Annotated in this window: 20 protein-coding genes and 1 pseudogene; 18 read left to right on the top strand and 3 right to left on the bottom strand. The window is 69.0% G+C overall.

The features are described 5' to 3' along the window. The 18 genes from D7Y11_RS29825 to D7Y11_RS29740 form a co-directional block, all read left to right on the top strand. Positions 1-1,151 (top strand): cyclic nucleotide-binding domain-containing protein (locus D7Y11_RS29825; protein WP_148139237.1); only part of this gene is annotated, 1,151 nt, incomplete at its 5' end. Positions 1,152-1,259: 108 nt separating this feature from the next. Continuing rightward, positions 1,260-2,174, top strand: coding sequence for a hypothetical protein (locus D7Y11_RS29820; protein ID WP_126935366.1), 915 nt, complete (start codon positions 1,260-1,262; stop codon positions 2,172-2,174). Between the two features lie 6 nt (positions 2,175-2,180). Beyond that, on the top strand, positions 2,181-3,896 hold the full coding sequence (locus D7Y11_RS29815) for an AMP-binding protein (RefSeq protein ID WP_126935365.1): 1,716 nt from the start codon (positions 2,181-2,183) through the stop codon (positions 3,894-3,896). A gap of 14 nt (positions 3,897-3,910) precedes the next feature. Next, positions 3,911-4,297 carry a DUF4280 domain-containing protein gene (locus D7Y11_RS29810; RefSeq protein WP_120579051.1) on the top strand — a complete coding sequence of 129 codons (387 nt, stop codon included), beginning with the start codon at positions 3,911-3,913 and terminating at the stop codon, positions 4,295-4,297. Then, a complete protein-coding gene (locus tag D7Y11_RS29805) occupies positions 4,290-5,369 on the top strand; it encodes a type VI secretion system protein IglI family protein (protein WP_126935364.1) in 1,080 nt (359 codons plus the stop codon). The genes D7Y11_RS29810 and D7Y11_RS29805 overlap by 8 nt, the downstream gene beginning before the upstream one ends. A gap of 5 nt (positions 5,370-5,374) precedes the next feature. After that, a complete protein-coding gene (locus D7Y11_RS29800; RefSeq protein WP_120579049.1) occupies positions 5,375-6,271 on the top strand; it encodes a hypothetical protein in 897 nt (298 codons plus the stop codon). A 136-nt stretch (positions 6,272-6,407) separates the two neighbouring features. Further along, positions 6,408-7,055: a type VI secretion system contractile sheath small subunit gene (gene tssB / locus D7Y11_RS29795; protein ID WP_120579048.1), complete on the top strand. Its 648-nt coding sequence runs from the start codon at positions 6,408-6,410 to the stop codon at positions 7,053-7,055. A 41-nt stretch (positions 7,056-7,096) separates the two neighbouring features. After that, on the top strand, positions 7,097-8,584 hold the full coding sequence (tssC, locus tag D7Y11_RS29790; protein ID WP_120579047.1) for a type VI secretion system contractile sheath large subunit: 1,488 nt from the start codon (positions 7,097-7,099) through the stop codon (positions 8,582-8,584). 55 nt (positions 8,585-8,639) lie between these two features. Then, positions 8,640-9,224 carry a hypothetical protein gene (locus tag D7Y11_RS29785; protein WP_120579046.1) on the top strand — a complete coding sequence of 195 codons (585 nt, stop codon included), beginning with the start codon at positions 8,640-8,642 and terminating at the stop codon, positions 9,222-9,224. 87 nt (positions 9,225-9,311) lie between these two features. Then, a complete protein-coding gene (tssK, locus tag D7Y11_RS29780; RefSeq protein ID WP_120579045.1) occupies positions 9,312-10,562 on the top strand; it encodes a type VI secretion system baseplate subunit TssK in 1,251 nt (416 codons plus the stop codon). A gap of 5 nt (positions 10,563-10,567) precedes the next feature. Further along, complete coding sequence (locus D7Y11_RS29775) at positions 10,568-10,957, top strand: GPW/gp25 family protein (RefSeq protein WP_120579044.1); 390 nt, start codon at positions 10,568-10,570, stop codon at positions 10,955-10,957. After that, entirely contained in the window at positions 10,957-12,645 is a 1,689-nt protein-coding gene (locus D7Y11_RS29770) for a hypothetical protein (RefSeq protein WP_120579043.1), read from the top strand. The genes D7Y11_RS29775 and D7Y11_RS29770 overlap by 1 nt, the downstream gene beginning before the upstream one ends. 13 nt (positions 12,646-12,658) lie before the next feature. Further along, positions 12,659-13,285 (top strand): hypothetical protein, encoded by a 627-nt coding sequence (locus D7Y11_RS29765; protein ID WP_120579042.1) that lies wholly within the window; start codon positions 12,659-12,661, stop codon positions 13,283-13,285. Between the two features lie 52 nt (positions 13,286-13,337). Continuing rightward, positions 13,338-14,984 (top strand): type VI secretion system baseplate subunit TssF, encoded by a 1,647-nt coding sequence (locus tag D7Y11_RS29760; protein ID WP_120579041.1) that lies wholly within the window; start codon positions 13,338-13,340, stop codon positions 14,982-14,984. 12 nt (positions 14,985-14,996) lie between these two features. Then, complete coding sequence (locus D7Y11_RS29755) at positions 14,997-15,638, top strand: DotU family type IV/VI secretion system protein (RefSeq protein ID WP_126935363.1); 642 nt, start codon at positions 14,997-14,999, stop codon at positions 15,636-15,638. Continuing rightward, a complete protein-coding gene (locus D7Y11_RS29750; protein WP_233607425.1) occupies positions 15,635-15,952 on the top strand; it encodes a hypothetical protein in 318 nt (105 codons plus the stop codon). Before D7Y11_RS29755 ends, D7Y11_RS29750 begins: the two co-directional genes overlap by 4 nt. Before the next feature lies 1 nt (position 15,953). Further along, complete coding sequence (locus tag D7Y11_RS29745; protein WP_126935362.1) at positions 15,954-19,781, top strand: type VI secretion IcmF C-terminal domain-containing protein; 3,828 nt, start codon at positions 15,954-15,956, stop codon at positions 19,779-19,781. Continuing rightward, positions 19,778-20,290 carry a hypothetical protein gene (locus D7Y11_RS29740; RefSeq protein ID WP_120579054.1) on the top strand — a complete coding sequence of 171 codons (513 nt, stop codon included), beginning with the start codon at positions 19,778-19,780 and terminating at the stop codon, positions 20,288-20,290. The genes D7Y11_RS29745 and D7Y11_RS29740 overlap by 4 nt, the downstream gene beginning before the upstream one ends. A gap of 6 nt (positions 20,291-20,296) precedes the next feature. Here D7Y11_RS29740 and D7Y11_RS29735 read toward each other — a convergent pair whose 3' ends face one another. The 3 genes and pseudogenes from D7Y11_RS29735 to D7Y11_RS29725 all read right to left on the bottom strand — a co-directional run. Next, a complete protein-coding gene (locus D7Y11_RS29735) occupies positions 20,297-22,420 on the bottom strand; it encodes a hypothetical protein (protein ID WP_126935361.1) in 2,124 nt (707 codons plus the stop codon). Next, positions 22,417-24,342 (bottom strand): hypothetical protein, encoded by a 1,926-nt coding sequence (locus tag D7Y11_RS29730; protein ID WP_126935360.1) that lies wholly within the window; start codon positions 24,340-24,342, stop codon positions 22,417-22,419. The genes D7Y11_RS29735 and D7Y11_RS29730 overlap by 4 nt, the downstream gene beginning before the upstream one ends. Positions 24,343-24,349: 7 nt before the next feature. Then, positions 24,350-24,538: pseudogene (locus D7Y11_RS29725) on the bottom strand (hypothetical protein); the annotation flags it as partial.

Here is a 24,538-nt window from a genome sequence, read left to right as displayed (position 1 = left end):
CCCCCACCGCGCCGAAGCCTCCCTCACAGGCCGCGCCCCCGGGCCTGCGCCCCCGCCGCGTCGACACTCCGTCCAGGCCCACGGCCACGGTCGCCGCGGGTGCCTCCGCGGTGCCCACCACCGCCGGAGCCCCGGAGCCCTGGCGCGCGTCCCTGAGCGTCTCCAGCTTCACGGAGCTGGAGATCGAAGCAGACTCGCTGCTGCACGCGGTGGAGCTGGCGGCCCAGCGGGGACTGGCCGAACACGCGCAGGAAGAGGAGCCCGTCTACGAGCTGACCGAGGAGGCCGAGCCCACCTCGGACACCTGGGACGCGCTGCCGTCCATCCCGCTCTTCTCCGACCTGCCGCGCGACGCCTTCATCCAGCTCTTCGAACGCTGCCCGCTGCGCCGCTTCGGCCCCGGCGAGCGCATCCTCGCGCAGGGCTCGCACGGCGACGCCTTCTACGTCATCTGCGAAGGCAACGTGCGCGTCTTCCGCGAGGAGGACGGCCGCCGCCAGGACCTGGCCACGCTGGAGGTCGGCACCTTCTTCGGAGAGATGGCGCTCCTGTCCGGAGCCCCGCGCGCCGCCTCCGTGGAGTCCGCGTCCGACGACACGCAGGTGCTCGAAATCTCCGCCGCCGTGCTGGCCACGCTCTCGCGCAGCCATCCGCCCGTGGCGAAGGCCCTCAAGAAGTTCTGCCGCGAGCGGCTCCTCGCGAACGTGATGAACAGCTCCGCGCTGTTCCGTCCCTTCAACCGCAAGGATCGCCGCAACCTGGTGGAGCGCTTCCGGGCCCGCGACGTGGAGCGCGGCGAAGTCATCATCCGCGAAGGCGACGCCACGGACGGCCTCTACGTCGTCCTCTCCGGCGAGGTGGAGGTCCACAAGGGCGGGCAGCGGCTGTCGACCCTGAAGGAAGGGGATCTGTTCGGAGAGATCTCCCTCCTGCAGAAGACCCCGGCCACCGCCACCGTGGAGGCCACGCGGCACACCACGCTGCTGCGCCTGCCGCGCGAGGACTTCGACTCGCTCATCTCCAGCCACCCGCAGGTCCTGATGCTCGTCTCGGACCTGAGCGACGAACGCCTGCGCCGCACGCAGCACGTGCTGGACAGCCAGACGGGGACGACGCCGGACGACGAGGAAGAAGACCTCATCCTCGTCTGACCTGCCCTCGCGGGTCCCCGGCCCCCAATCCCACCCCGCGAGTCACCTGACGCAGCCAGACAGTGCGCCAGGTTGTGACGCCCGGAAGCGCCCGCTATCCTGCCCGGCATGGCTGGAGGCCAGCACGCGACAGCGGGATTGGGGCCCGACGACATCGCCGAGCTGGAAGCCATTGGCTCCGAGCCCGGCTATGACGTGTTCCTGGCCCCTGCGCGCGCCCTCGAAGGCGCCGTGGAGGAGTGCCGCTCCAACATCGCGCTCGCGTTCCACAACACGAAGCGCGGGGTGGAGAGCGTCCTCGCCCGTGAGGCGGAGGTCGCCGCGCTCCCGGGCGTGAACGTGGAGGAGCTGCGCGAACTGCCGCTGCTCGCGCAGGGCCTGGCCTGGGCCGCGTTGCGCGTCCAGCGCGACATGCGGGCCAGCTCCTTCGGAGCCCTCTTCGACCGCGCCCAGCAGCTGCGCCGCAAGCTGCTCAAGACCGCGGAGGCGCTCGCGGAGTCCTCCTTCCTCGCCGCCGCGGACGTGACGGCCGCCCACGGAGAGGGCCACCGCGACGTGGTGGGGGACTGCCTGGGACTCGTGGCGCTGTTCCGCAGGCACGAGGAGAAGCTCGCCGGCCGTTCCCCTGTCACCCCCGAGGACGTGAACGAAGTGGAGCGCGTGGCGCAGCAGCTGCGCGCCCTGCTCGCGGCCCCGGGAGAGGCCCGCGAGGACGACAGCTCGCCGCTGCTCTTCGAGGCCACGGAGACGCGAGACCGCCTCTGGACGCTGCTCACCCGGCGCCACGACATCCTCTGGCGCTGTGGCGCGTGGCTCTTCGGCCGGGACGTGGACATGCACGTGCCGCCGCTCCTGGCCCGCCACCCGCTGGTGCGCGCCGTCGAGCCCACGTCCATCGAACGCGCGAAGCAGCAGACGCCAGGAAAGCGCGGGGCGACCCCGATCGACTACGCCCCGGAAACCAACGTGCGCTCCAAGGTCCGTTTCATGGTGAAGGTCGGCTTCGACTTTCCCTCCCGCTAGAGACCCATGCCTTTCGACGTGAAGGACATCCTCCGGCAGCTGGAAGCCGGCTTCGCCCCGGATTCAGGCGCTCCGAAGTGGTGGCAGGAGAGCTGGGAGGATCCGGAAGGGTTCGCCGTGGCGCTCGCGGAGGCCCACGCGGGCCGAGGCGTCCCGCCGCCCAAGAGCCGCCCGGGCCAGCAATACGACTTCTTCCATGATCTCATCGTGCGCCACGTCGCGCTGGAGCGCCCCGCGTTCCGCACGCACCAGCGCATCCAGGGCTGGCAGGCCCTGGCCTACCGCACCCTGCACGACCTGGCCTCGCGCCGCGCCAGCGAGTGGGCGGATCAGGGCGTGGAGCCGGGCGCCAAGGTGTGCCTGGTGCACGGCGTGGGGCAGGAGCTGCTCGTGTCGCTCCTGGCCACGCTGAAGCTGGGGGGCTGCTTCACGCTCCTGCCGCCCATGGGCCCGCGCGCCATGGCCACGCGGCTGGAGTCCCTGACTCCGGACTTCATCGCCGCGGAACCCCACCAGCTCCCGCTCCTCAAGGGCCACGAGCAGCTGCTGCTCAAGAGCCAGGGGAGGGGAGCGCCGGGCTTCACGTCCCACACGTACAAGCCCTCGGACGTGGTGGGGCTGCTCTTCTCGCCGCTGGTGGATCCGCCGCACACGCCCGTGCCCCTCACCGCGGAGAACGCGTGGAAGGGCGCCATTGGCGACGGGATGCTCACCTTCGGCCTGTCGCCGGGGGACCTCCTCGCGGCGCCGGACTTCCCGGTGCTCCAGCACCTGCCCGCGCTCCTCTTCGCCACGCTCCTGCGCGGCGCCACCTACCTGCACCTGGAGATGGCGGACCTGGCGCTCAACCCGGCCCCGCTCCTGGAGCACCCGCTGCGCGCCCTGGGCGTCACGCCGAAGCTGCGCGACCTGCTCGTGCGCCATCGCGCCTCCCTGCGCAACGTGCAGCACTGGTTCCGCAGCCCGGAGGAGCCCTTCGACGCCCAGGCGTGGCGCACCTGGGTGAAGCAGTGCGGCCTCCAGGCCGTGCCGTCCTCCAACATCCTCATCGACGCGTCCGCTGGCGGCGCGGTGCTGGCCTCGTCGCGCGGCGTGAGCGAGGCGACCACCGACGTGCACACGGACGTCTTCCCCGTCCCGGGCCGCGCGTGGACGCTGAAGGATCCGAACCAGAGCGGGCAGGGCGCTCCCACGGACGTGGGTGTCTTCACGCTCCTGCCGGACAAGGAATACCCGCCGGGCCACGTCCTGCTCGCGCGGATCCGCCAGCGCTACCACTACGCGGGCACGCTGGGCTTCCGGCACGACGGCCGCACCTACTCCGCGAAGGAGGTCACCGCCGCGCTGGAGGGCCTGCCGTTCCTCGCGGGCACCAGCGTGGTGCCGGTGTCCACCGGCGGCCTGGCCAGCCACTCCCGCTTCCTCCTCCTGGCCTTCACCGGGGCCACGCCTGCTCCCTCGTCCGGCGAGCAGGAGATAAACCGACGCATCGAAATGTTGCTGGGCGGGGATTTCCTGCCCGACCGGATCGAGTTCTTCCCGCTCTTTCCCCACCGGGTGAAGGGCGCGGTCGACGACGCATGGTGCGCCTCGCAGTTCTTCACCGGCGCGCTACACAAGAAGGCGAAGGACCCGATGTTCCAGGCCCTCACCGCCCTGCGGGGACGACTGCTGGAAAGCTCCGCGGCTTCGGGCGAAGATGATCCGTCGCCAGCGCGCTGAAAAAGGAACGGCACATGGGTGCTCAGGTCGTGATGGGAGCGATGCTCCAATGCAGCTTCGGGATGGCGCCCTCGTCGCTGATGGTGCTGCCCGTGAACCGGATCATGGCCACCACGCCCGCGGCGAACATCATGGACAACAAGCCGTTCATGAACATCCTGCCCTTCGGCATGTGCCAGTCCCTGGCCAACCCCATGGTGGCGGCGGCGACCGCGGCGGCCCTCGGCGTCCTCACCCCCATGCCCTGCATCCCCGCCACCGCGGCCCCCTGGGTGCCCGGGTGCCCCAAGGTGCTCATCGGCAACATGCCGGCGCTGGAGAGCAACTCCAAGTGCATGTGCAGCTACGGCGGCGTCATCCAGGTCGTCTCCCCCGGACAGATGGTGGCCATCGATGGGTAGCCCCGCGCAGGTGTTGGAGGCCGTCGACTTCACGCTGCTCGACGTGGAGTTCACCACCGCCCCCGTGCCGCTCGACGAGTCCGAGGGCCCGGATCCGCGCCTGGAGGCCATCACCGGCTTCGTCGCCAAGAGCGAGTACGCGAACGCCGCCCGTGCCGCCGAGGGGCTCCTGCGCCAGGGCGTGCGCGACGTGCGCGTGGTGGGGCCGTACCTCTTCGGCCACTTCTTCGCGGAGGGCATGAAGGCGCTGCCCGTCCTGTTCCGCTCCCTCAATCGCACGCTGACGGAGAACTGGGACTTCTTCGGCCCGATGGAGAAGAAGCTCGTCTTCGCGGACACCGGCCTGCGCTGGCTGCTGAAGATGATGGGCAAGCACCTGGAACACCACTCGCGCCTCAAGGACGCGCAGTGGCAGGCCTGGACCGCGCCCGGCAATCGCGAGCCCATCGAGGAAGCCCTGACCCTCGGGGATCCACTCATCGCCGCGCTCGCCATCCTGCAGAAGCCCGCGTGCATGGACGCCATGCGCTCGCTGCTGGGCGCGCTGCGCTCCCACGCCCAGGGCGTGCCCTTCCTACCCCCGCCGGAGGAGCCCCAGTCCGAGGCCCCGGAGCCCGAGCTCGCCGCCGCTCCGGACGACGACGAGGAAGAGGACGACGAAGGGGAGGAGGAAGAGGAGGTCCGCCCCGTGCGCCGCAAGAAGGCCGCACGCCAGGAGGAACAGGACTCCGGCCCCAGCGTGCCCATGTCTCCCGCGCTCGCGCTGCTGGTCCGCAAGCTGTCTGCCTTTGAGGCGCTGGTGGAGAAAGAGGACTACTCCAAGGCGAGCGTCATCGCCGTGGACGTGCTCGCCACCGTGGAGCGCTTCGACCCGCGCGTGTTCCTGCCGCAGCTCTTCTCCGGCTTCTTCAATGGACTGGCGCAGCACGCGGAAGCCATTGAGCCCATGCTGCACAACACGGAGACGCTGTCCTTCCGCGCCATGGATCAGCTCTACCGCGTGGACCTGGACGCGTTCCTCGTCGCGCAAGCGCGCCAGCCGCGCGGCGGCGGCTCGGAATACGACGAATAGCCCCCATGGCCCTGGAGCGCGAACAGCCGAACCGCAAGCTCACCGTCGAGGAGCGCATCAGCGAGCGCATCCGCAGCTTCGACGTGCCGGCCCTCCTGGATCTGCTCGCCAAGGAAGGCTACGGCGAGGCGGAGGTGGAGTTCCGCAGCCACCGCAGCACCGTGCACCAGCCCCATCTGGTGCATGCCATTGAATTCACCCGCCACCCGCGCAAGCGCGTGGTGATCACCGTCAACCTGGGCCTGCTCAGCCTCCAGACGCCCCTGCCATCCTTTCTCTTCCAGGCCATGGATCGCCTGGAGCAGGACACGATGGCAGACTTCCTGGGTTACTTTGACCACCTGTTGCTGCGGACCCGGTTCGCGGGCCAGTTTCCTGATCGCGACGAATCCCTGCTGCCCGGCTGGGAGCACTCCACCGCGCACCGGCTGCGCCTGCTTCGCCTCGCGTGCCCCAGCAGCCTGCACTGGCTTTTCGCCAAGGTCTTCCCGGAGGCGGAGGTGGTGGTGCGCCGAGAGACTCGCCGCCAGCGCATCGAAGCCAAGGGCATCCGCCTGGGCGCCGCGGCGCTCGGAGACGGCAGCGCGGTGGGCGGCTTCGCCACCGTCCCCACGGGCGGGGTGGAGGTGCGGCTGTTCCTCAACGAGCCGCACTCCGGCACCGGCACCCCCTGGGCCGTGGAGGCACGCAGGCGCCTCAACGCCCGCATCCTTCCGAGCCTCGCGGAGACCCCGCTCGTGCTCGCCGTCATCCTGTGCCTGCGTGATCAGAGCAGCTACGCCCGGCTCATCGACGGAAGTCATCTGGGCTACGAACCGCTGGTAGGCGGTCCGGAGCAAACCCAGGAGGTCCTCCTGTTCACGGGGGACACCGCTCAACTGCGATCATCGGAACCTCGGTAGACCTGTCATGTCGGCTGGTTGACGGGAATTCCTGATCGCGCCTAGGCTGTAAATGTTCACTCGGCAGGGCGTACTCCCGGGGCGGCTCCAGTAGGACGGGGGGAATAAAGCGCTCTGCGATTGTCAGGGAGTCACCGTGGCCATTCAGGACCAGCTTCCCAAATCCCGCATCACCCTCACGTACCGGACCACCATCAACGGCGAGCAGGAGACGGTGAACCTGCCGTTGCGCCTCCTGGTCATGGGCGACTACTCGCTGGGGACCTCCGAGGACCGCAAGACGGACCTGGAGACGCGCAAGCTGCGCTCCGTGGACGGCCGCAACCTGGACGAGTTGATGAAGGACATGAAGATGTCCGCCAACTTCCAGGTCGCCAACCGCATCAACCCGGACGTGGAGGAGGAGCTGAACGTCACGCTCCCCATCGACCGGATGAAGTCCTTCCACCCGGATGAGATCGTCAAGCACGTGCCGAAGCTCAAGGCGCTGCTGCTCCTGAAGACGCTCCTCGTGGAGATGCAGTCGAACATCGACAACCGCAAGGACCTGCGCCGCGAGCTCTACGAGCTGTTCTCCAAGCCGGACGCGCTCAAGGAGCTGCTCAACGAGCTGAAGGGCTACGAGACCATGCGCCTGCCCGCCGGAGAGACGGCGAAGACGGACGCGCCCGCCGCCGCCGGTGCCGCCGCCGCCGCTGGCAAGCCCGCCGCCGGTGCCGCCGCCGCCACGGCCGCGGTCGCCGCCACCGTCGCCGCGGGCGCCAAGCCTCCGGCCGCTTCCTGATCCGCCTTCCCAACCCCTTCGACTTCTAAAAGGACTCCGCCATGGCTGAGACCACCTACCTGAAGCGCCTGTTCACCAGCGTCCGGCTCGATCCGCCCCAGGAATCGGCGCCGATGATCACCACCAACTTCGCGCCCGCCGGCGACGAGCAGCAGGTCACCCTGGAGAGCCGGTTCCTCTCCAGCGTCGCCGCGCTGCTGCAGAACGTGGCCCCCGTGGAGGGCCCGGACAACACCGCCCGCTTCGACAAGGGCCAGGTGCTGGACGTCATCAGCCGCATCGATCGCATGATCGACGTGCAGATGAACGAGATCCTCCACAACGACACCTTCCAGAAGCTGGAGTCCACGTGGCGCGGCCTGGAGGACCTGGTCGACCACACCAACTTCAAGGCCAACATCGCCATCGACATCCTGGACGTCGCCAAGGATGAGCTGGCGGAGGACTTCGAGAACAACTCCAGCAACATCTTCGCCGGAGCGCTGTTCGACAAGGTCTACATCCAGGAGTACGACCAGTACGGTGGCCGTCCCTTCGGCGCCATCGTCGGCCTGTACGACTTCTCCTCGTCGCCCGCGGACCTCACCTGGCTGCAGCGCATGGCCAAGGTCTCCAACGCCGCGCACGCGCCGTTCATCTCCGCCGTGAACCACAAGTTCTTCGGCTGCGAGACCATCGAGGAGATGGAGGCCATCAAGAACCTGGAGGGCGTGCTCGCCCACCCGCGGTTCGGCCGCTGGAACGCGTTCCGCGACACGGAGGAGGCCGCGTACGTGGGCCTGACCTTCCCGCGCTACGTGCTGCGCCTGCCCTGGCACCCGGACAAGAACCCCTGCGACGTCCTCAACTTCACCGAGACGGCGCGCGGCGACTCCGACAAGTACCTGTGGGGCAACTCCGCCATCCTGCTCGCGCGCAACATGGTGAAGGCGTTCGAGATCAGCGGCTGGTGCCAGTCCATCCGCGGCCCCAAGGGCGGTGGCCTCATCTCCGGCCTGCCCGTGGACACCTTCTCCCTGCGCGGCCAGGAGGAGATCAAGGCCCCGGTGGAGATCGCCATCCCGGACTACCGCGAGTACGAGTTCGCGCGCTCCGGCTTCATCCCGCTCGTGTACCGCAAGGGTTCCAGCGACGCGACGTTCTTCAGCACCCAGTCCGCCAAGGTCTCCAAGACGTTCAAGGACCCCAAGGACTCGGAGAACTCGCAGCTCGTCACGAACCTGGCCTACACGTTCTCCATCACGCGTCTGGCGCACTACGTGAAGTGCATCATGCGCGACAACATCGGCAACACGGCGGACGCGCCCTACATCCAGCGCCAGCTGGACTCGTGGCTGTCCAACTACGTCACGACCGTGGCCAACCCGGACGACCTCACCGTGCGCCGCTTCCCGTTCAAGGCGAGCAGCGTGGCGGTGTTCCCGCGTCCCGGTGAGATCGGCTGGTACGACTGCAAGCTGGCCGTGCTCCCGCACATCCAGTTCGAAGGCCTCAACGTGGAGCTGATGCTCGAGTCGCGGCTCGGTTAAGCCGCATCCCACCTGGGGCAGGTGAGTGCCTGCCCCGCTTACCCTGGAGTGACAGATGCCCCAGTTTTCGCGGAACCTGGACGTGTATCAGGGCTTCAACTTCAAGAAGGACAAGCAGTCCCCCGTGGGCTACATCACCGCCATCACCATTGGCGGCCAGGCCCTGGCTCCGGATCAGGAGACCATCAAGGATCCTGAGAACCCGGACGCGGCCATCGCCGACAAGGTCGTCGCGGTGCTCAACCACTACCTGTGGGAGACGGGCGTGACGGACGCCATGTACTTCTCCGGCCAGGTGTCGGTGGCGAACAAGCAGAAGGTGGCGGAGATGCTGCTGGGCAACTTCAGCAACATTGAAGTCAACTTCAAGTACGTCATCTACGAGTACGACCCCATCGGGAAGAAGTACTTCAAGTCCAACTTCCTGGACGCGGAGATGAAGGGCCTGCTCGAGAAGAACGGCGACGACCTGAACATGTCCGTCGCGGACAACGAGTCGCGCGAGGTCCAGTCGCCCAAGAACTTCACGTTCCAGATTGGCATCAAGCCGCAGGCAGCCGAGCAGTCGCTGAACCTGGCGACCTCGTCCGCCAAGAAGATCGCGAAGAAGTGGGGCATCACCGAAGCGGCCGCCAAGTAGCGTTGGCCGCGGTCTGAGTCTAAACCGGGCTGGGAGCAGGTCTCGCTCCCGGCCTGGGTTCAGGCGGGTGGAAGGAAAGAACGGCGTATGCAGCGGTACAAGCTCGCACGGGTCCGCTGGCACGTAGGCCAGACGCTTCTTCCGGAGCATTTCGTCGCGCAGGAGGACGCGCTGGACGCGGAGATCCGCCTCCATGCCACCCTGTCCGGCCTGCCGTCGTACGGCATCGCGAACATGGCCTGGAACGAGTCGCTCCTCCAGAGCGGCAGCCTGTCCATCTCCGCGCTCACCGTCGTCACCAAGGCCGGGGACCTGATGGACGTCCCGGGCAACTCCGTCATCGCGCCGCTGTCGCTGGAAGCCGTCGGCAAGACGGAGTTCATCGTCTACCTGCACGTGCTGAAGGAGACCGTCAGCGCGGAGGGCATCCGCCTGTACGCGGATGATCCGCCGGTCATCCAGCGCGTGCTGCACAAGCTGCAACTGTCCACGGAGCCGGTGCTGGACGGGACCGTCGCGTCCCTGGGGCTGGCCGCCGTATCCCAGGACGAGGACGGCGCGTGGCACACGTCCGCGGACTGGGTGCCCGCGCTCCTGCTCGTGGGGCCCAACCCCTTCCTGGAGAAGCTGCTCTCCACGCTGGATGATCTGCTGGATCAGGTGCGCCAGCAGCTGCTCACCAACATCTCGGACACGTACCTGCGCACGGACCGGCTCACCAACGCGCGCCGGGCGCTCTTTGAAGTGCAGCGGCTGATCGCGCTGCGCCGGGACATGTTCCGGCAGGTGTACGTGCACCCGTACCACCTGTTCGACGCGCTTCGCCGGCTGTACTTCGAGGCGTGCTGCTACCTGGAGATGCTCCCGGACGAGCAGATGCCGGTGTACCAGCACGAGGGGCTGAACGAGGCCCTGGGCGGGTGGATCCGCCTGCTCCAGCGCAGCTTCCAGCCCGAGGCCACGCGCTCCACGCACAAGGCCTTCCAGGCGAAGGAAGGGCAGTACCAGATGACGCCGCTGCCGCCGGAGATCCGCTCCGCCAGCGAGGCCTACCTCCTGGTGCAGCGCACCCAGCCCGGGGAGCGCACGCCGCTGGACGGCGTGAAGCTGGCCAGCCCCACGAGGCTGCCGCTGGTGCGCAGGCAGGCCCTGAAGGGCGTGCCCTTCAAGCACGTGCCGTATCCGTCCTTCCCGCACGCGCTGGGGCCGGAGATTGACTGGTACCTGCTGAGCAACGGCGAGGAGTGGCAGCACGCGCTGCGCGAGGACGGCCTGGCCTTCTACGTGACGCCCGCGCTCCGGGGCGCCCAGACGTCGCTGTTCTGGCGGAGGAGCTAGACGCCATGGCGCGCGCACCGTTCCTGGACAAGTTCGCGACTCGCAGGGAGCGCACCAACTCGCGCGACAGCCTGGAGCACGTGATGCGCAACATCGAAGCCGTGCTCAACACGAAGAAGGGCTACGGCTTCTTCATGCATGACTTCGGGCTGGGCGGGTACACGGAGAAGCTGGGCACGCGCGAGCTGGTGGAGGCGCTCACCGCGGAGATCCAGCAGGAAGTCACCCAGCACGAGCCCCGGCTGGTGGGGCCGGAAGTGAAGCTGCGCGGACGCGACAGCTCGCTGTGGCTGTACTTCGACTGCAAGGGCACCTTCAACGGGCAGCCGTGTCACCTGTCGCTGTTGTTCCACTCCACCACCGGCCGGGTGCGCGTGCAGGCGGAGGACACCTGATGGCCTTCGCCGACCGCCTGGACCTGGGCCTGACGCTCACCATCGGCGGGACGGCGCACGCCATCCCCTCGGCGGACGTGCTCGCCTTCGAGTTGGACCTGCACGGCTGGGGGCACGAGGGGAGGGTGGAGTTCCGCGTGCTCGACGAGACGGGGCACGGCGGACAGAAGCAGGACAAGCTGCTGGCGGACTTCCTCAAGCCGGACCTGGTGGAGGTGGCGCTGGAGCTGAAGGCCGTGCACTCCGATACGGCGACGAAGCCCACCTTCACGTCGCTGAAGGTGAAGGGGCTGGTGCAGGACAAGTCCCTCACGGAGGAGGGCGTCGCCCAGGCCAAGGGCGCGGGCATCACCTACCGGCACTACACCGTGCGCTTCGTGGACCCCGCGCGGCTCCTGTGGAAGCAGCATTACCCGTGCGTGCTCTACACGCAGAAGACGCTCCAGGACGTGCTGGACGCGCACAAGGGCGACAAGATCACCCTGGCCAACGACTGGGACGCGCAGCTGGCCAAGACGCTGCCGCTCATCTTCCTGGGCCTGTCCCCGGAGTCCGGCGCCAGCTTCTACGACTTCGTCGTCTGGTTCGTGCACACGCGCAACGGCGTGCTGGCGTACGACTACACGGCGCAGGGCTATCAGCTGCGCGCGGCGAAGGACGCCAGCCCCACGCCCCTCACGCTGCGCGCGGCGGACGTGGACCGCGTGTCGGTGGTGTTCCCGGAGGTCGCGCGCCACGATGTGGCCATCCTCAACGCGGCCGCGGAGAGCCCCAAGAACCAGGCCATCACCAACGCCCAGGCCGTCACCGGCGTCCGTCAGGACGTGCTCCTGCGCACGGACATCGCGGACGACGTGCAGGCCCGCGCCACGCTGGAGACGGCGCGCCTCAAGGTGCGCGGCCTGGAGGTGGAGCTCACCTGGAATCGCTTCCCGGCGGTGGCCTTCGCCCCGGGCGCGCTGGTGAAGCTGCCGGACACCGCGGGGTGGACGGCGGCGGGCGTGCCCGTCACGCAGGACTTCCGGGTGCGCCGGATGCACCTGCGCGCGGATCCGCTGCCCGTGGAGGAGGGGGAGATCCCGGCGGGCGGGGAGGCGTCCGGGCCCGGAGGAGAGGAGCCCACGCGCCGGCCCAAGCCGGAGAGCCGCTATCTCATCTCCTTCACCACGCGGCTGGAGAAGAAGGCCGAACTGCACACGGACCTGCCGCCCTTCACCGCGCCGGTGTTCCCGCGCTTCGTGGAGGGGCTCATCGTCAGCGAGGTGGGCGAGAAGAAGGACGAGACCTGGCAGGCGTACACGGACGAGGCCACGTCGCTGGACAGCTACAAGGTGAAGCTGCCGCTCTTCGCCAACCAGATCATCCAGGTGCCCTTCAACGCGAACCTCCAGCCGGGGCACTTCTACTTCCCGGCCTACAAGGGCGCCCGGGTGCTGGTGGCGCTGGACTTCCTGCGCGCGTGGCTCAAGCGCAACCTGGACTGGCGAGCGGGCGCGCGCCTGCCCTCGGACGGACAGGGCGTGCACCTGCTCGTCGGCAAGACCACGACGAGCGGCACGTCCATGCGGCACTTCTACGAGGACAACAAGCCGCTGTGGCGCCTGCAGCGCACGAACGAGAGCGACACGGAGAAGGTCGAGCTCAAGGAAGGCAACCTGCTCATCCTGGTAAAGGAAGAGTCCGCCTGAGGCGGGAGGGACGATGGGAGCTTCAGGACCGGGAGCGGCAGGAACGCTGGTCTGCAAGATCGAACTGGACAAGAAGGGGGGCATCACCGTCCAGGTCGAAAACGGGGATGATCAGATCACCCAGACCATCGTGATGGACGGCACCAGCATCACCATCACGGTGAAGGGCCAGCAGGAGACGAGCACCATCGTGCAGAAGCAGGACAGCATCGTGGTGACGGTGAAGGACCTGACCTTCGACACCGACACCATCACGATGAAGTCCAAGGGCGTGTCCAAGTGGACCAGCCAGGACACGTTCACGGTGGAGAGCACCAAGGACATGACGCTCAAGACGAGCGCGAAGCTCACGCAGACGGCCACCAGCGACGCGAAGCTGTCCTCCAGCGCGAACGTGAACATCGAGGCCACGTCCAAGCTGGCCATGAAGGGCAACATGGGCGCGGAGATGGTCACGTCCGGCGGCGAGGCCAAGGTGGACGGCGTGACGCTGAAGCTCGCCGGCAAGTCGCAGGCGGAGATGTCCGGCGCGATGACCAAGGTGTCCGGCACCGGCAAGCTCGATTTGGAGAGCTCCGGCATGGCGAACCTGAAGGGCTCCATCACCAGCGTGGGCGGCACCCTGGTGAAGCTGGGCTGAAGACGACTGACTCACACATGGCAACGACAGACGTACGGCGGGAGAGCGGGCGGTGAAGGACTTCTCCGAGAAGATCTACCTGGATTTCCTGTCGGAATTGGACGGGCTGGAGCGCTTCCGTCAGCGCTTCCAGGAGCGGCACCCGGCGGCTCCGTTGGATCGCGAGGACCCGGACGTGCGCCGCCTCATCGAGGCGATGGCGTTCTTCTCCGTCCAGACGCGGCACGCCACGCTGCACAACCTGCGCTCCACCTGGCGCCGGCTGTTCGCGGGCTTCTTCGACTTCCTCCTGGAGCCCGTGCCCGCCACCGCCATGGCGCAGGCCGTGCCCACGGAGAAGATGGTGGAGCCGGTGCTCCTCACCCGGGGCACGGAGCTGCGCCTGACGCCCGCGGAAGGGGTGGCGGGCTCCTTCCGGCTCCAGCGCGACCTGCGCGTGCTGCCCATCTTCCTCAAGGGCACGGACGTGGTGCCCCAGGTGCGCAGCGGCCACCGGCTGATCCTCCGCTTCGAGTCCCGCTTCGCGCGCAAGGACGCCATCGACGTGCTCAGCCTGCACGTGCGGCACCTGGACGACTACCGCTCGTCGCTGGCGGTGTTTCATGCGCTGCGCAAGCACGTGAAGCAGGTGAGCGTCGTCTACGACGAGGAGGCGGATGAGCACTCCGTGGGCAGCCCCTGCGAGGTGTCCTTCAACCGGGATCCGCCCGCGCCGGACGACAGCGGCCTCTACGCGCATCCGTTCCAGCGCCTGCGCGCGTTCTTCCAGTTCCCGGAGCAGCAGCTCTTCGTGCACGTGAAGGTGCCGCCGCCGCGCGGCAGCTCCTGGATGCGGTTCTGCATCTGCCTGGACCTGGACAAGGACTGGAACGTCGGCCGCTCGCTGCACCCGGACTTCTTCCAGCTCTTCACCGTGCCGGTGGTGAACCTCAAGGCGGAGCCCGCGCAGGTGGTGGTGGCGGACGGCACGCGCGCGGAGCACCCCATCATCAGCATGAGCGCGGGGCGCGAGTTCTCCCTGCACTCGGTGACGGGCGTCTTCGAGATGACCAAGGTGGGCCTGGCCCCGCTCAGGCCCGCGTTCCTGCCCGGCAAGGGCCCCAGCTACGAGGTGGACGAGACCTTCGACGAGAAGCTCGCGTCCCGGCAGAGCCTCATCGTGCGCATGCCGGAGGCCTTCACGGCGCCGCGAAAGATCGTCCTGGAGGCGCTGTGGCACCAGCCGCAGTTCTCCGCGCAGGCGGCGGGCAGGGTGGAGGTGTCCGTGCCGGGCCGTCACATCGAAGGCTTGAAATGGCAGACGGTGGGCAGCCTGCAGCCGCACCGCGACAGCGTGCTACGGGATGATGTCGAGGCGTTGACCCAATTCCTCGCGTGGAAGGCCAAGCCCACGCTGGGCCGCGACGAGGTGGTCGCCCTGCTGGGTCACCTGGGGACCCCCGCGGAGAGCCCGTTCCGTCGCGTCCTTCCATGGCTCAAGGAGTTGAAGTTCAGTGTGGTGCCCGACAGCGCTCTCAAGGGTTCGGGGATCCGCCACGCTTACGAGGCCGTGATGGAGCCCTTCGACCAAAGCTTCGAGCCTGTCGTCATCTGCTTTCTTGAGCAGTTGAGGGACCTGCTTGATGCTTGGAACAACGAGGCGACTGTTGATCTCAAGGCCTCGGTGGCGGGATTGGGACCGCTACAGCTTCCAACATAGACAAACACACGCATGAAACTGGAGCATTGGAACTCACTCCTGGCCACGCAGCGTCGCGTGCGCCAGCTCCTCGACCGGGCACTGCCCGCCGAGCCCGCCCCGGGTGCGCGCCGGCCGCAGGGCAGGGTGGGGCCGGAGGCGCTGGGCCACCTGGAGCAGGCGCTGATGGTGGAGCTGGAGCGCCTGCGCGCCGCGTTCGGCGCGGACATGCGCCCGGACGAAGTGGAGGATCTGATCCGTCCCTTCGTCTACTTCCTCGATGAGTGGGTGCTGCGGCGGCTGGCGGACGCGGAGCAACATCTCTGGCCACTCCTGCAGCAGAACCTGTTTCAGGTTGATGCAGGCGGAGACCTCTTCTACGACTTCGTGGAAGAGAAGTTGCGTCGCAACGATACCCCCTCCATCGTCTTCGAGATGATCCGCTTCTGCCTGGCTGCGGGCTTCACGGGCCGCCTCGTGGGGCAGCCGGAGCGCATCCGCGAAATCAAGGACCGCATCTCGCAGCGCATCCCGCAGCCGGCGGCCATGGCGCCGTCCGCGCCGGTGGTGCCCGCGGCGGTGCCCACCGTGTATGACTTCCCGGTGCACTACTACGCCGTGACGGCGGCCATCGTGCTGGGGCTGCCCGTCTTCCTGTGGTGGGTCTCCAATTGAGGCCCTTCCCGACACACGACGCACGGCCTCCCGCGCCGGCTCCCAAGGCTCCACCCAAGACGCTCGCGCTGCTGGACGCGCTGGATCAGCAGGTGGGCTCGGAGCTGGGGTCGCTGAAGGCGGGCGTGCAGCCGCTGCTGGACTCCGTGCGTGAGGGCCTGGTGGCGTTGGATCCACCGGGGGATGGAATGCTTCCGTCGCCGCAGGAGCAGCAGAAGCTGCGCGCGAAGCTGACGTCCACGCTGGAGGAGGCGGAGGATGTCCTCGAAGCGCTCCAGTTGGCCGTGAAGCCGGGCGGAAGGAGCGGCGGCTGACGTGGGCGCGATCCAGTCCATGCTGGCGGCATTGAAGGCCCACTGGGTGCTCGTGTTGGGCATCGTGGTGGTGCTCGCGGCCATTGGCGTGGGCGTGACGCTCTGGTGGCGCAAGCGGCAGCAGCGCGGCCCGTCGCTCGCGGGCGAGCAGAAGCCGCTCGGGTCCGGGCAGCTGCTGGCCATCCGCAAGCAGTTCCTGGCGAAGCTGCCGTGGCGCTTCCGCGCGTCCGTGCGGGACTTCCCCACGCTGGTGGTGCTGGGCCCGGCGGGCAGCGGCAAGTCGGACCTCATCGAAGCGGAGGTGGACTGGGAGCGGCAGCAGCGCCAGTTCATGCCCAGCTACACGGACGACCCGCTCCTCAAGATGTTCCTGGGGCCGGAGGTCGTGGTGCAGGAGCTGGCCGCTCCCGTGCTGGAGGATGACTCACGCCACGCGCGGCGTGCGCTGCGCCGGCTGTGGAAGGCCACCTTCGGGCGCCGGCACGTGGGCCGGGCCGTCATCGTCCTGAAGGTCAACTGGCTGCTGGAGACGTCTCCGGACGAGGTGAAGCGCGTCACCCAGCTGCTGCGCGGCAAGGTGAATCTGTTGTCGGAGGTGTGCCAGTCGCCCGTGGAGACGCGGCTGGTCCTCACGCACATGGACACGCTGGACGGCTACGCGGACTTCGCGCAGCTGCTGCGCCAGAACGGCGTGCCGCTGGAACTGACGGTGCCGCCGCCCGGCAGGGAAGGAGAGCTGGGGGAAGCGCTCCAGCCCATGGAGAAGTACCTGGCGCTGGGGCTCACCTCGCTGGCGCCGGACGCGTTCGAGCGGCTGGCGGCCTTCTACTCGCGCGGCGGCGAGGCGTTCGCTGCGCTGGGACGCTTCGTGTCCACGCTGTTGGAGGGCGGCTCGCTGGCGTACCCGCTGAAGCTCCAGCGCGTGTACCTGTCCTCGGGAGGGGCGGATGCCCGGCCCACCGGGGCGCTGGCGGTGCAGGCGGATCAACCGGCGGAGCTGCTCGTCCGGGACTACCGCTGGACGCACCTGCGCCGGTGCGCGGCCATCCTCGCGGTGGGATGCCTGCCGGTGCTGCTGGCGTATGGGCACTTCTACCGGCTGCTCCTGCGCGCGCAGGACAAGCTGGACGCGTTCCAGGTGACGGTGCAGCGGCTGGAGGATCGCAACCAGAGCGTGTCCGGCTCCGTGGTGGAGGCCCAGACGACCGACGCGGTGAAGGCGATGGAGGACCTCTGGGGCGCCACGCGCTACTGGCCGCCCCTGGCCCACAGCTTCACCGACGAGTGGGAGGAGCTGCGGGCGCGGCTCGCGCGCAGCATCCGGATGTCCTACCTGAAGCCGATGCTGGAGAAGTGCCAGGACCAGTGCCGGCGCTGCCCGAGCCTGATTCCCGGCTGCCAGCCCGCGCCCGCCTTCGCCAGCCGGGGCACGCGCGCCACGCCGCTGATCCCGGCGCCCTCGGTGGATGACAGCTGCCACCTGGAGACGCTGTGCCGTCCGGAGCAGGTGCTCTACACGCTGGGCGTGCTGTACGCCTCGCGCAATGAGGCCCTGGGCCAGTTCGTGCTGCGCAGCGTGCAGGGGACGCACAAGAAGCAGCTGGGGTGGACGACGGAGGCCTTCGGGCTGAGCCTGGCCAGCACCGACCAGGAGCACAACTGGCTGGAGGCGATGGGCCTGGCGGAGCCGATGATCGCCAACTACGTCATCGCCAGCGACAAGCCCTTCGACGAGAACGTCCCCTGGACTCGCTGGCCCTTCGCCTGGCTGACGATGGACGGCCTGCTGGGCCCGTGGCGCGACCACTTCATGCAGTTGCAGGACACGCTGGCCGCGAAGGAGCTGGACCTGGCCCGGTGGCGTGCGCTGGCGGATGACCGTGAGCGCCTGCGCGCCTCGCTGGCGGAGAGCGCGCCGTACAGCTCCGCCCGCAAGGTGATGGACCTCATCAACGCGTCGGACGCGGAGCCGGACGCCAGCCAGCTGAAGGGCGTGGGCAGCCTGTTGGACTCGCTGGACTGGCTGCGCCAGAACCGCCAGACGCTGGAGGCCATCCTGCGCATGGAGGACGAAACGGACGCCGCCCTGCGCGCCGCCGCCCGCATGACGCCCGCGGAGCTGCTCACCCGCGCGGACGGCCTCTTCGCCCCCAGTGACGGCGACGCGCGCTACCAGGTGGAGGTCCTCCGGCGCGACTTCGTGTTCCGCCCCATGGACGTGTCGCGGCAGCTCTTGGACAAGACGCTGCGCTCGCTGAAGGAGACGGGCCGCACGCCGTTCAACGCGGATTCGTTCAACCCGCGCGCGGGCGAGACGACGTCGGAAGTGGCGACCGAAGGGGTGGGGGACGACGACACGGAGTTCACCAGCGGGACGCTCCCGGTGGTGGGCAAGGTGCTGGGCAAGGCCGCCTTCGAGGCGCAGCTGGCCCCGCTGGTGGACGAGTTCACGGAGCGGCTCGCCAAGTCCAGCCTGTCGCGCGAGGAGGCCGTGGAGCGCGCCACCTTCGTGCAGGGCAAGGTGCAGACCTTCGCGAAGCGCTACGGCCAGGACCTCTACGCGACCTACCGGGGCTACCGCTTCCGCACCACGCCGCGAGGTTCGCTGTCCAGCGACCTGTCCGTGCTGCTGCAGCCGTCGTCACCGCTGGAGGCGATGCTGCGCGACGTGGCCACCCGCGCCGGCGTGGGCCCGCTGGAGAGCGAGTACTACGCGCCCATGCGCGACGCGGTGGCGCCCTTCAAGCCGATCGTGCAGCTGATGACGCCGGACAAGAGCGGCGCGATCGTGGAGCTGGCGGCCTACACCACGCTGGTGTCGCAGCTGCAGCAGGAGCTGTCCGGCGTGAAGCCCGCGGCCGCGAAGCCCGCGGCGCCCAAGGACCCCGCGGCGCCTGGAGCCGCTGGCGCGACGGCGTCCTCGGCGGGGTCGCAGCTGGCGGAGATGCTGTCGCCGGTGGGGCGCGTGGCGCTGAGCATGCTGCTGGAGGAGGAGGACTCGTATCTGCGCCGGGTGGACGCGTGGCTGGATCAGCACGGCCTGGTGGGCGAGTTCCGTCAGCCGTTCCGCCAGCCCTTCATCGTCGTGCGCAACCGGGGCCGCGCGGAGCTGGAGCGCGTCATCGCGGAGCAGTGGACCTACCAGGCCCGCCGCACGCTGGACCCGCTGGTGAAGCGCTATCCGTTCAACCCCAGCGCGTCGCAGGAAGTGGATCCGGTGGAGCTGGAGGTGCTGCGCCGCAAGGACGGGGCCTTCTGGGGCTTCGTCACGCAGGTGCTGGCGCCGGTGGTGGAGGAGCGGGGGACGGACTGGTCGGTGCGCTATCCGCTGAAGTCCCGGCTGCTGCTGCCGCCGCGCATGCTCTCCGCGCTGGGCCAGCTGGGCCGCCTGTCGAAGCTCCTGTGGGACGACGAGGGCAAGGCCCGTCCCATCGCCATGCAGGTGCGGCCGCTGCCGCTGCCGACGGCGCCCACGCCGGACAGCTTCGTGACGCTGTCGTTCCTGAAGTGCGGCGGGGCGGCGTCATTCGGCTTCAACCAGCGGCCGGCGTGGGGTGATTTCCCCCTGAGCTGGTGGAGCCCGCAGCCGTCGTCCATCGGCGTGGAGCTGCGCTCGCCGCAGCGGGATGGAAAGCGCTACCGCTCCATGGAGATGTCCGAGTCGTCCTGGAACTGCTTCCGCCTGCTGGAGTCCGCGACGCTGACGGACCAGTCGAACGTGGTGTGGGTGCTGCCGGGTCGCGGGTTGGCGGCGAACGAGAAGGTGCTGGAGATCAGCTTCGGGTTGCGCGGCGAGCCTTGGGCGCCATTCCGTGGGGTGGTGCCATGAAGGACAGGGGCGTGAGGCTGGCGGCGGGTCTGGTGACAGCGGTGGTGGTGGGCAGCTGCGCGGCGCCCAGCCTGACGGTGAACGTCAACGCGCCCGCGGGCACCAACCAGGGCCGGCCGCTGTACATGCTCATCCGCACGGTGTCGAAGACGTCGATGACGGAGGGCTACGCGGACGTCGCGGCCAAGGTCATCAGCCCGGACGACTCCGTGCTCCAGACGGTGGTCATCTACCCGAGCCGCACGAAGCAGGTGAAGATTCCCCTGCCGCCGGAGCAGGCGGTGGCCGTGAGCTTCCTCTTCACCACGCCCAACGGCGCGTGGCAGGCGCTGCTGGATGTGCCGGTGCCCAAGACGGTGGACATCGAGCTGCAGGAGAGCCGCATCCGCACGGACCTGCAGAAGAGCCTGTCCGCCCAGGACTCCGCGCCGGCCCCGGTCGGCCCTCCGAAGGCCCCGGAAGCGCCCAAGGCGCCCGAGCCTCCGGTGACCCTGGCTTCGCCCAAGTAGAAGGACTCAGGACGCGAGCGCGTCCAGCTGGGGCCCCAGCGCGTTGAGCGCGGACGTCACCCGGCCGTTCGCCGCCGTCACTGGCTTGGCGAAGGCGCCCCCCTGGAGCTGGGTGCCAATCGCGTCGAGAGGGGAGAGGAGCTGCGGCTTCTGCCCCGTGGCCTGGGTGGAGATGGAGTCCACCTGCGTCTGGGCGCCTGCCTTCAGGCCCTCCGCGCGCTGCTTGAAGGCCGCGAGCGCCGAGTCCGCCTGGGTGGCGAGCGACGTGTCCGCGCTCTTGCGAGCCTGCTCCAGCGACGTCAGCCCGGCCGCCACGGACGTCTTCGTGCCGCCCAGCTGCGAGTCCAGCCGGCCCTTGGCGGACGTCACCTGGCCCTCCGCCGAGTCCCTCGCCGCCTGCATGGCCTGCACCGCCGCGTCGATGCCGGAGCCCACCTGCGCGTCCAGGGCCTCCAGGCGCTGGGGCACCTGCGTGTCCAGCGGCGTCACCCGGGCGGCGACCTGCTGCTTCATGGTCTCAATCTGCTGCACGCCCTGGTCCTTCACGGTGCCAATCTGCGTGACGGCCGCGGCGACAATCTGGCCCACCTGCGCGGTGGCCTGCTCGATGCCCTGGAGGATGGACTGGGTGAGCGTGCCCATCTGCGTCACGGCCTGCGTCGTGGCCGCGTCAATCTGCGTCTGGGCCTGGGTCTGCACCGTCTCCACCTGCGACACGATGGTCTTCTGCACCGCCTGGAGCTGCGTGCCCACTTGAGAGGAGAGGGTGCCCAGCTGCGTGGTGATCTGCCCCACCACCTGGCTGATGCCCTGCACCGCGGGGTTCACCAGCGGCTTGGGCAGGTCCGCGGCCGGGATGGCGTCCAGGAGGCCCATGGCCCGCTCCAGCAGCGACTCCAGCGAGCCGACGATCTGCTGGAAGAGGGTCTGGAGCTGCTCGAGCATCTGCGGCAGCGCTTCGAACAGCGCCATCACCTGTTGCTTGAGGGCGCTGATGGTCGCGACCAGCGTGTCCAGCGTGGTGAAGGCCGCCTCCAGCGTGGCCTTCAGCGGCGCCTTGACGGTCTCCACCGCCGTGAGCGCGCCCTGCACCACGCTGTCGATGGTGCCGCTCACCGTCTTGATGGCGGTCTCCACCTGCTTCTGCACCTGCTCGATGAGCTTCTCCACCGCCGTGAGCTGCGCCGTGACGCTGGCGACCTGTCCGCCAATCGTCTTGCCCAGCGTGTCCAGCGCTCCGTCCGCCTGCGTCTTGCCCGCCGTCAGCGACGGGGCCACCTGGGTGTCCAGCGGATCCACGATGGCGGCCGCCGCCGCCGCCGCGGCCATCAGCTGATCCACCAGCGTCTTGCGCTGGCCCTCCAGCACGGACTGCTGTTGCTTGTGGGTTTCCTTCGCCGTGGTGCCCGCGTTGAGGATCTCCTGGTGCAGCGTCTTCAGCGCGCTCACGGGGTTCTTCACCGCGCCGTCCAGCGTGGAGGTGAGCTGGGTGCTCCGGCCCGTCGCCGCGTCGCGCGACGTGGTCAGCCGCACCAGCACCGCCGCCAGCGCCGCCGTGAGGGTGGACCCCACGCCCGTGAGGTCCTGCGTGAGCTGCGAGCGCGTTTGATCAATCAGCGCGTAGCCCTGCGCGCGGCGGGCCTCCGTCTCCTCCTTGGAGCCCTTGCGCTTCGCGAGCTTCGCGTCGAAGGACTTCTTGTCCGCGTCGCACTTCTGGGCCACCTGCTGCTGGAGCGCGGTGAGCTGTCCCTGCGACGACTCCACGGACGACTTCGCCTGCGCCTCCATCCCCTGGCTCTTCGCCGTCGCTTCCTTCCCCAGTGACTCCGCCTGCGTGCGCGCCGTGGTGCTGGAGGCGGTCAGCGTCTGCTGGTGGCCCGCCACCTCCGTGGCCAGCGCGTCGAAGCGAGGGGAGGGGTCCGCCAGCGTCACCTTCGTCGCGTTCACCTGCGTGAGCAGCGCTCCCAGCGACGCGCTGATGGAGGGACGGAGCGCGGCGACCTGCTGCACGACGCCCTGGGCCAGGGTCTCCACTTCGCCCTTCGCGGTGGCGAGGCGCGGCGTGATGCCGGAGCCGAAGCCCTCCACGGTTGCCTTGTGCTTCGCCACGGTGGCGCGCAGTTCGTTCATTTCAGCCCCGCGAGCGCGGCCTTGGCTTCAGCGGCGGCGCCGGAGAGCGCGCCCGTCTGGCCATCCACGCCGTTGAGTGCGCCGGTGAGTTTGGCGCGGGATTCAGCGGCCTTGCCCTTCACCTGGGCCTCCGCGGCGGAGAGGGCCGCGCCCGTCTCCTCCGTCGCCGCGTTCAACTTGGAGTTCACCGCCGCCGAGGACTCCTTGTACGCCGCTGTCGCGTCGCTCACCGCGCCGTCCACGCCCGCGGTGAGGTCGCCCTTCGCCGTCTCCACCTGCGGCGTCACGTCGTACGTGGGCGTGGTGGTGGCGCCGCCGGGGTTCTCCTTCGTCTGGATGAGCAGGTGCCCTTCCGACATGCGGATGATCTCCGTGTCGTTGGAGTTCACCCGCCCCAGGTTCCACACCGGCTTGTTGTCCTTGAAGTCGTGCGTGAACGCCGTCTGGTTCGCGCCGTTCTTGCCGAAGAGGATCTGATCGCCCTGGCTGTCCTGGGGCATGCGCACGCCTTCGCCCCAGTCCAGGAAGCGGTGCAGCGCCGCGTGGTCGAAGTGCAGCGCCACCAGCACCCGCTCGTTCTTGTACGGCGGGAAGTAGAACGTCCCCGGGAACTCACCGGGCTCCGCAGGCACGCTCACCGTCTTGTTCCACAGGGGAATGGCCACCCGGTAGTTCGTCACGGACGTCTTCTGATCATCCACCTGCAGGTAGATGCGGTCCGTGGCCTCGCCGCCGGGGCTGTGCATCTTGCCCTCGACGTAGATGGGGTAGCGGGGCGGCCGGTACGCGGGCAGCTCCGGCACCGGATCCGACTTCTGCTCCAGCAGCACGGACAGGGAGACCGTGTAGCCCTGCATCGTCTCCTGCTGCCCGTCATGCGGACCGGCCTGGAGCCCCACTCCGTCGAAGGCCAGCTCCGCGACGCGATGGTCTTCCCCCAGGCCCGTGAGGTCCGGGCTCCACCGCCCGCCGTCCAGCTTGATCAACGCCCCCGGGTGCAGCGCGATGGGCGGCACGTCGGAGAACGTCAGCCGCAGCCGCCGCTTGCGCACGCGCAGGCGCCCCTTCTCCTCGGACTGACGCTGCTCCGCCTCCGTCGCGATGGGCGTGCGCACCAGCATGTCGTGCTGGATGCCCGCCACCGACTGGGACTGCTCCAGCGCCACCGTGGTTGCCCCGGCCCCGAAGCCGTTGAGCACCCGCGTGCTGTGCCGGATGACGGGCGGCATCTCCACGTCCACGCGCGACACGTGCTTGCGACTGAGTCCGGTGACGGTGCCCGTGGCCAGCTTCTTCGCGGAGAAGGTGTACGTGTCCTTGGGGCTGTCGTAGGTGAGCACGCCGCCGCGCGTGTCCACGAACCAGAGGACGAAGTCGTAGAAGCTCGCGGCCGCGTGGTCGTCCCCGATGCCCAGGCACACCAGGGCCTGCTTCGCCTCCAGCGCGTCCCAGTCGTAGGTGAGCAGCAGGCCGCCGGGTTTGTGCGCGTCCAGCAGGTCCGACAGCTTCTTCGCCGTGTGCAGCTCCACCGGGCGGTGCTGCTTCCAGAGCACGCGCGCGGGGTCCTCGAAGAGCACCGTGTACTGGCGGAAGGCCACCGCCACGCTGTCCTTGTTGCCGTGCGCGGTGCCTCCGACGCGCTTCTCCGTGACGATGCCCTGCACCACCAGCGGCGTGGGCGGAGGGTTGAAGACGCCGGACAGCGCCAGCCGCACCCGCACCAGGTCCGGCTTGCTGAACGCGGTGAACAGCGCCGCGTCCGCCTTCTCCAGCGAGGTCCAGAACGTCAGCTCGCAGCTGAAGCCCGTGGGCGTCATCCGCAGCGAGAAGTCCCGCACCTGTCCACCGGGAATGGCGAAGGCCTGCTCGCCCGCGGTGACGGTGAGCTCCAGCTTCAGCTTTTCGGAGAAGAGGAGCGTCATGGCGTGTTCACCGGGCCTTTGCCTGGACCTCTTCGCGGGTCAACGCGCCCCGGGCCTCCAGCGCGTCCATCATCGCGCGCATCACGCGCGCCTGCTGCGCCACCATGCGCTCCAGGTCCGCCACCTGCTGCGTGAGCGCCTCCACCTTCGACGCCAGCTCCACGTCGCGCACCACCGGCGGCGGGGTGGGGGGGCG

Source organism: Corallococcus sp. AB018 (assembly GCF_003986945.1).
In the GTDB taxonomy this organism is placed as follows: Bacteria; Myxococcota; Myxococcia; order Myxococcales; family Myxococcaceae; genus Corallococcus; species Corallococcus exiguus.
Note: the sequence above shows the minus strand (reverse complement) of the source record. Positions and strands in the feature narration are given on the sequence as shown.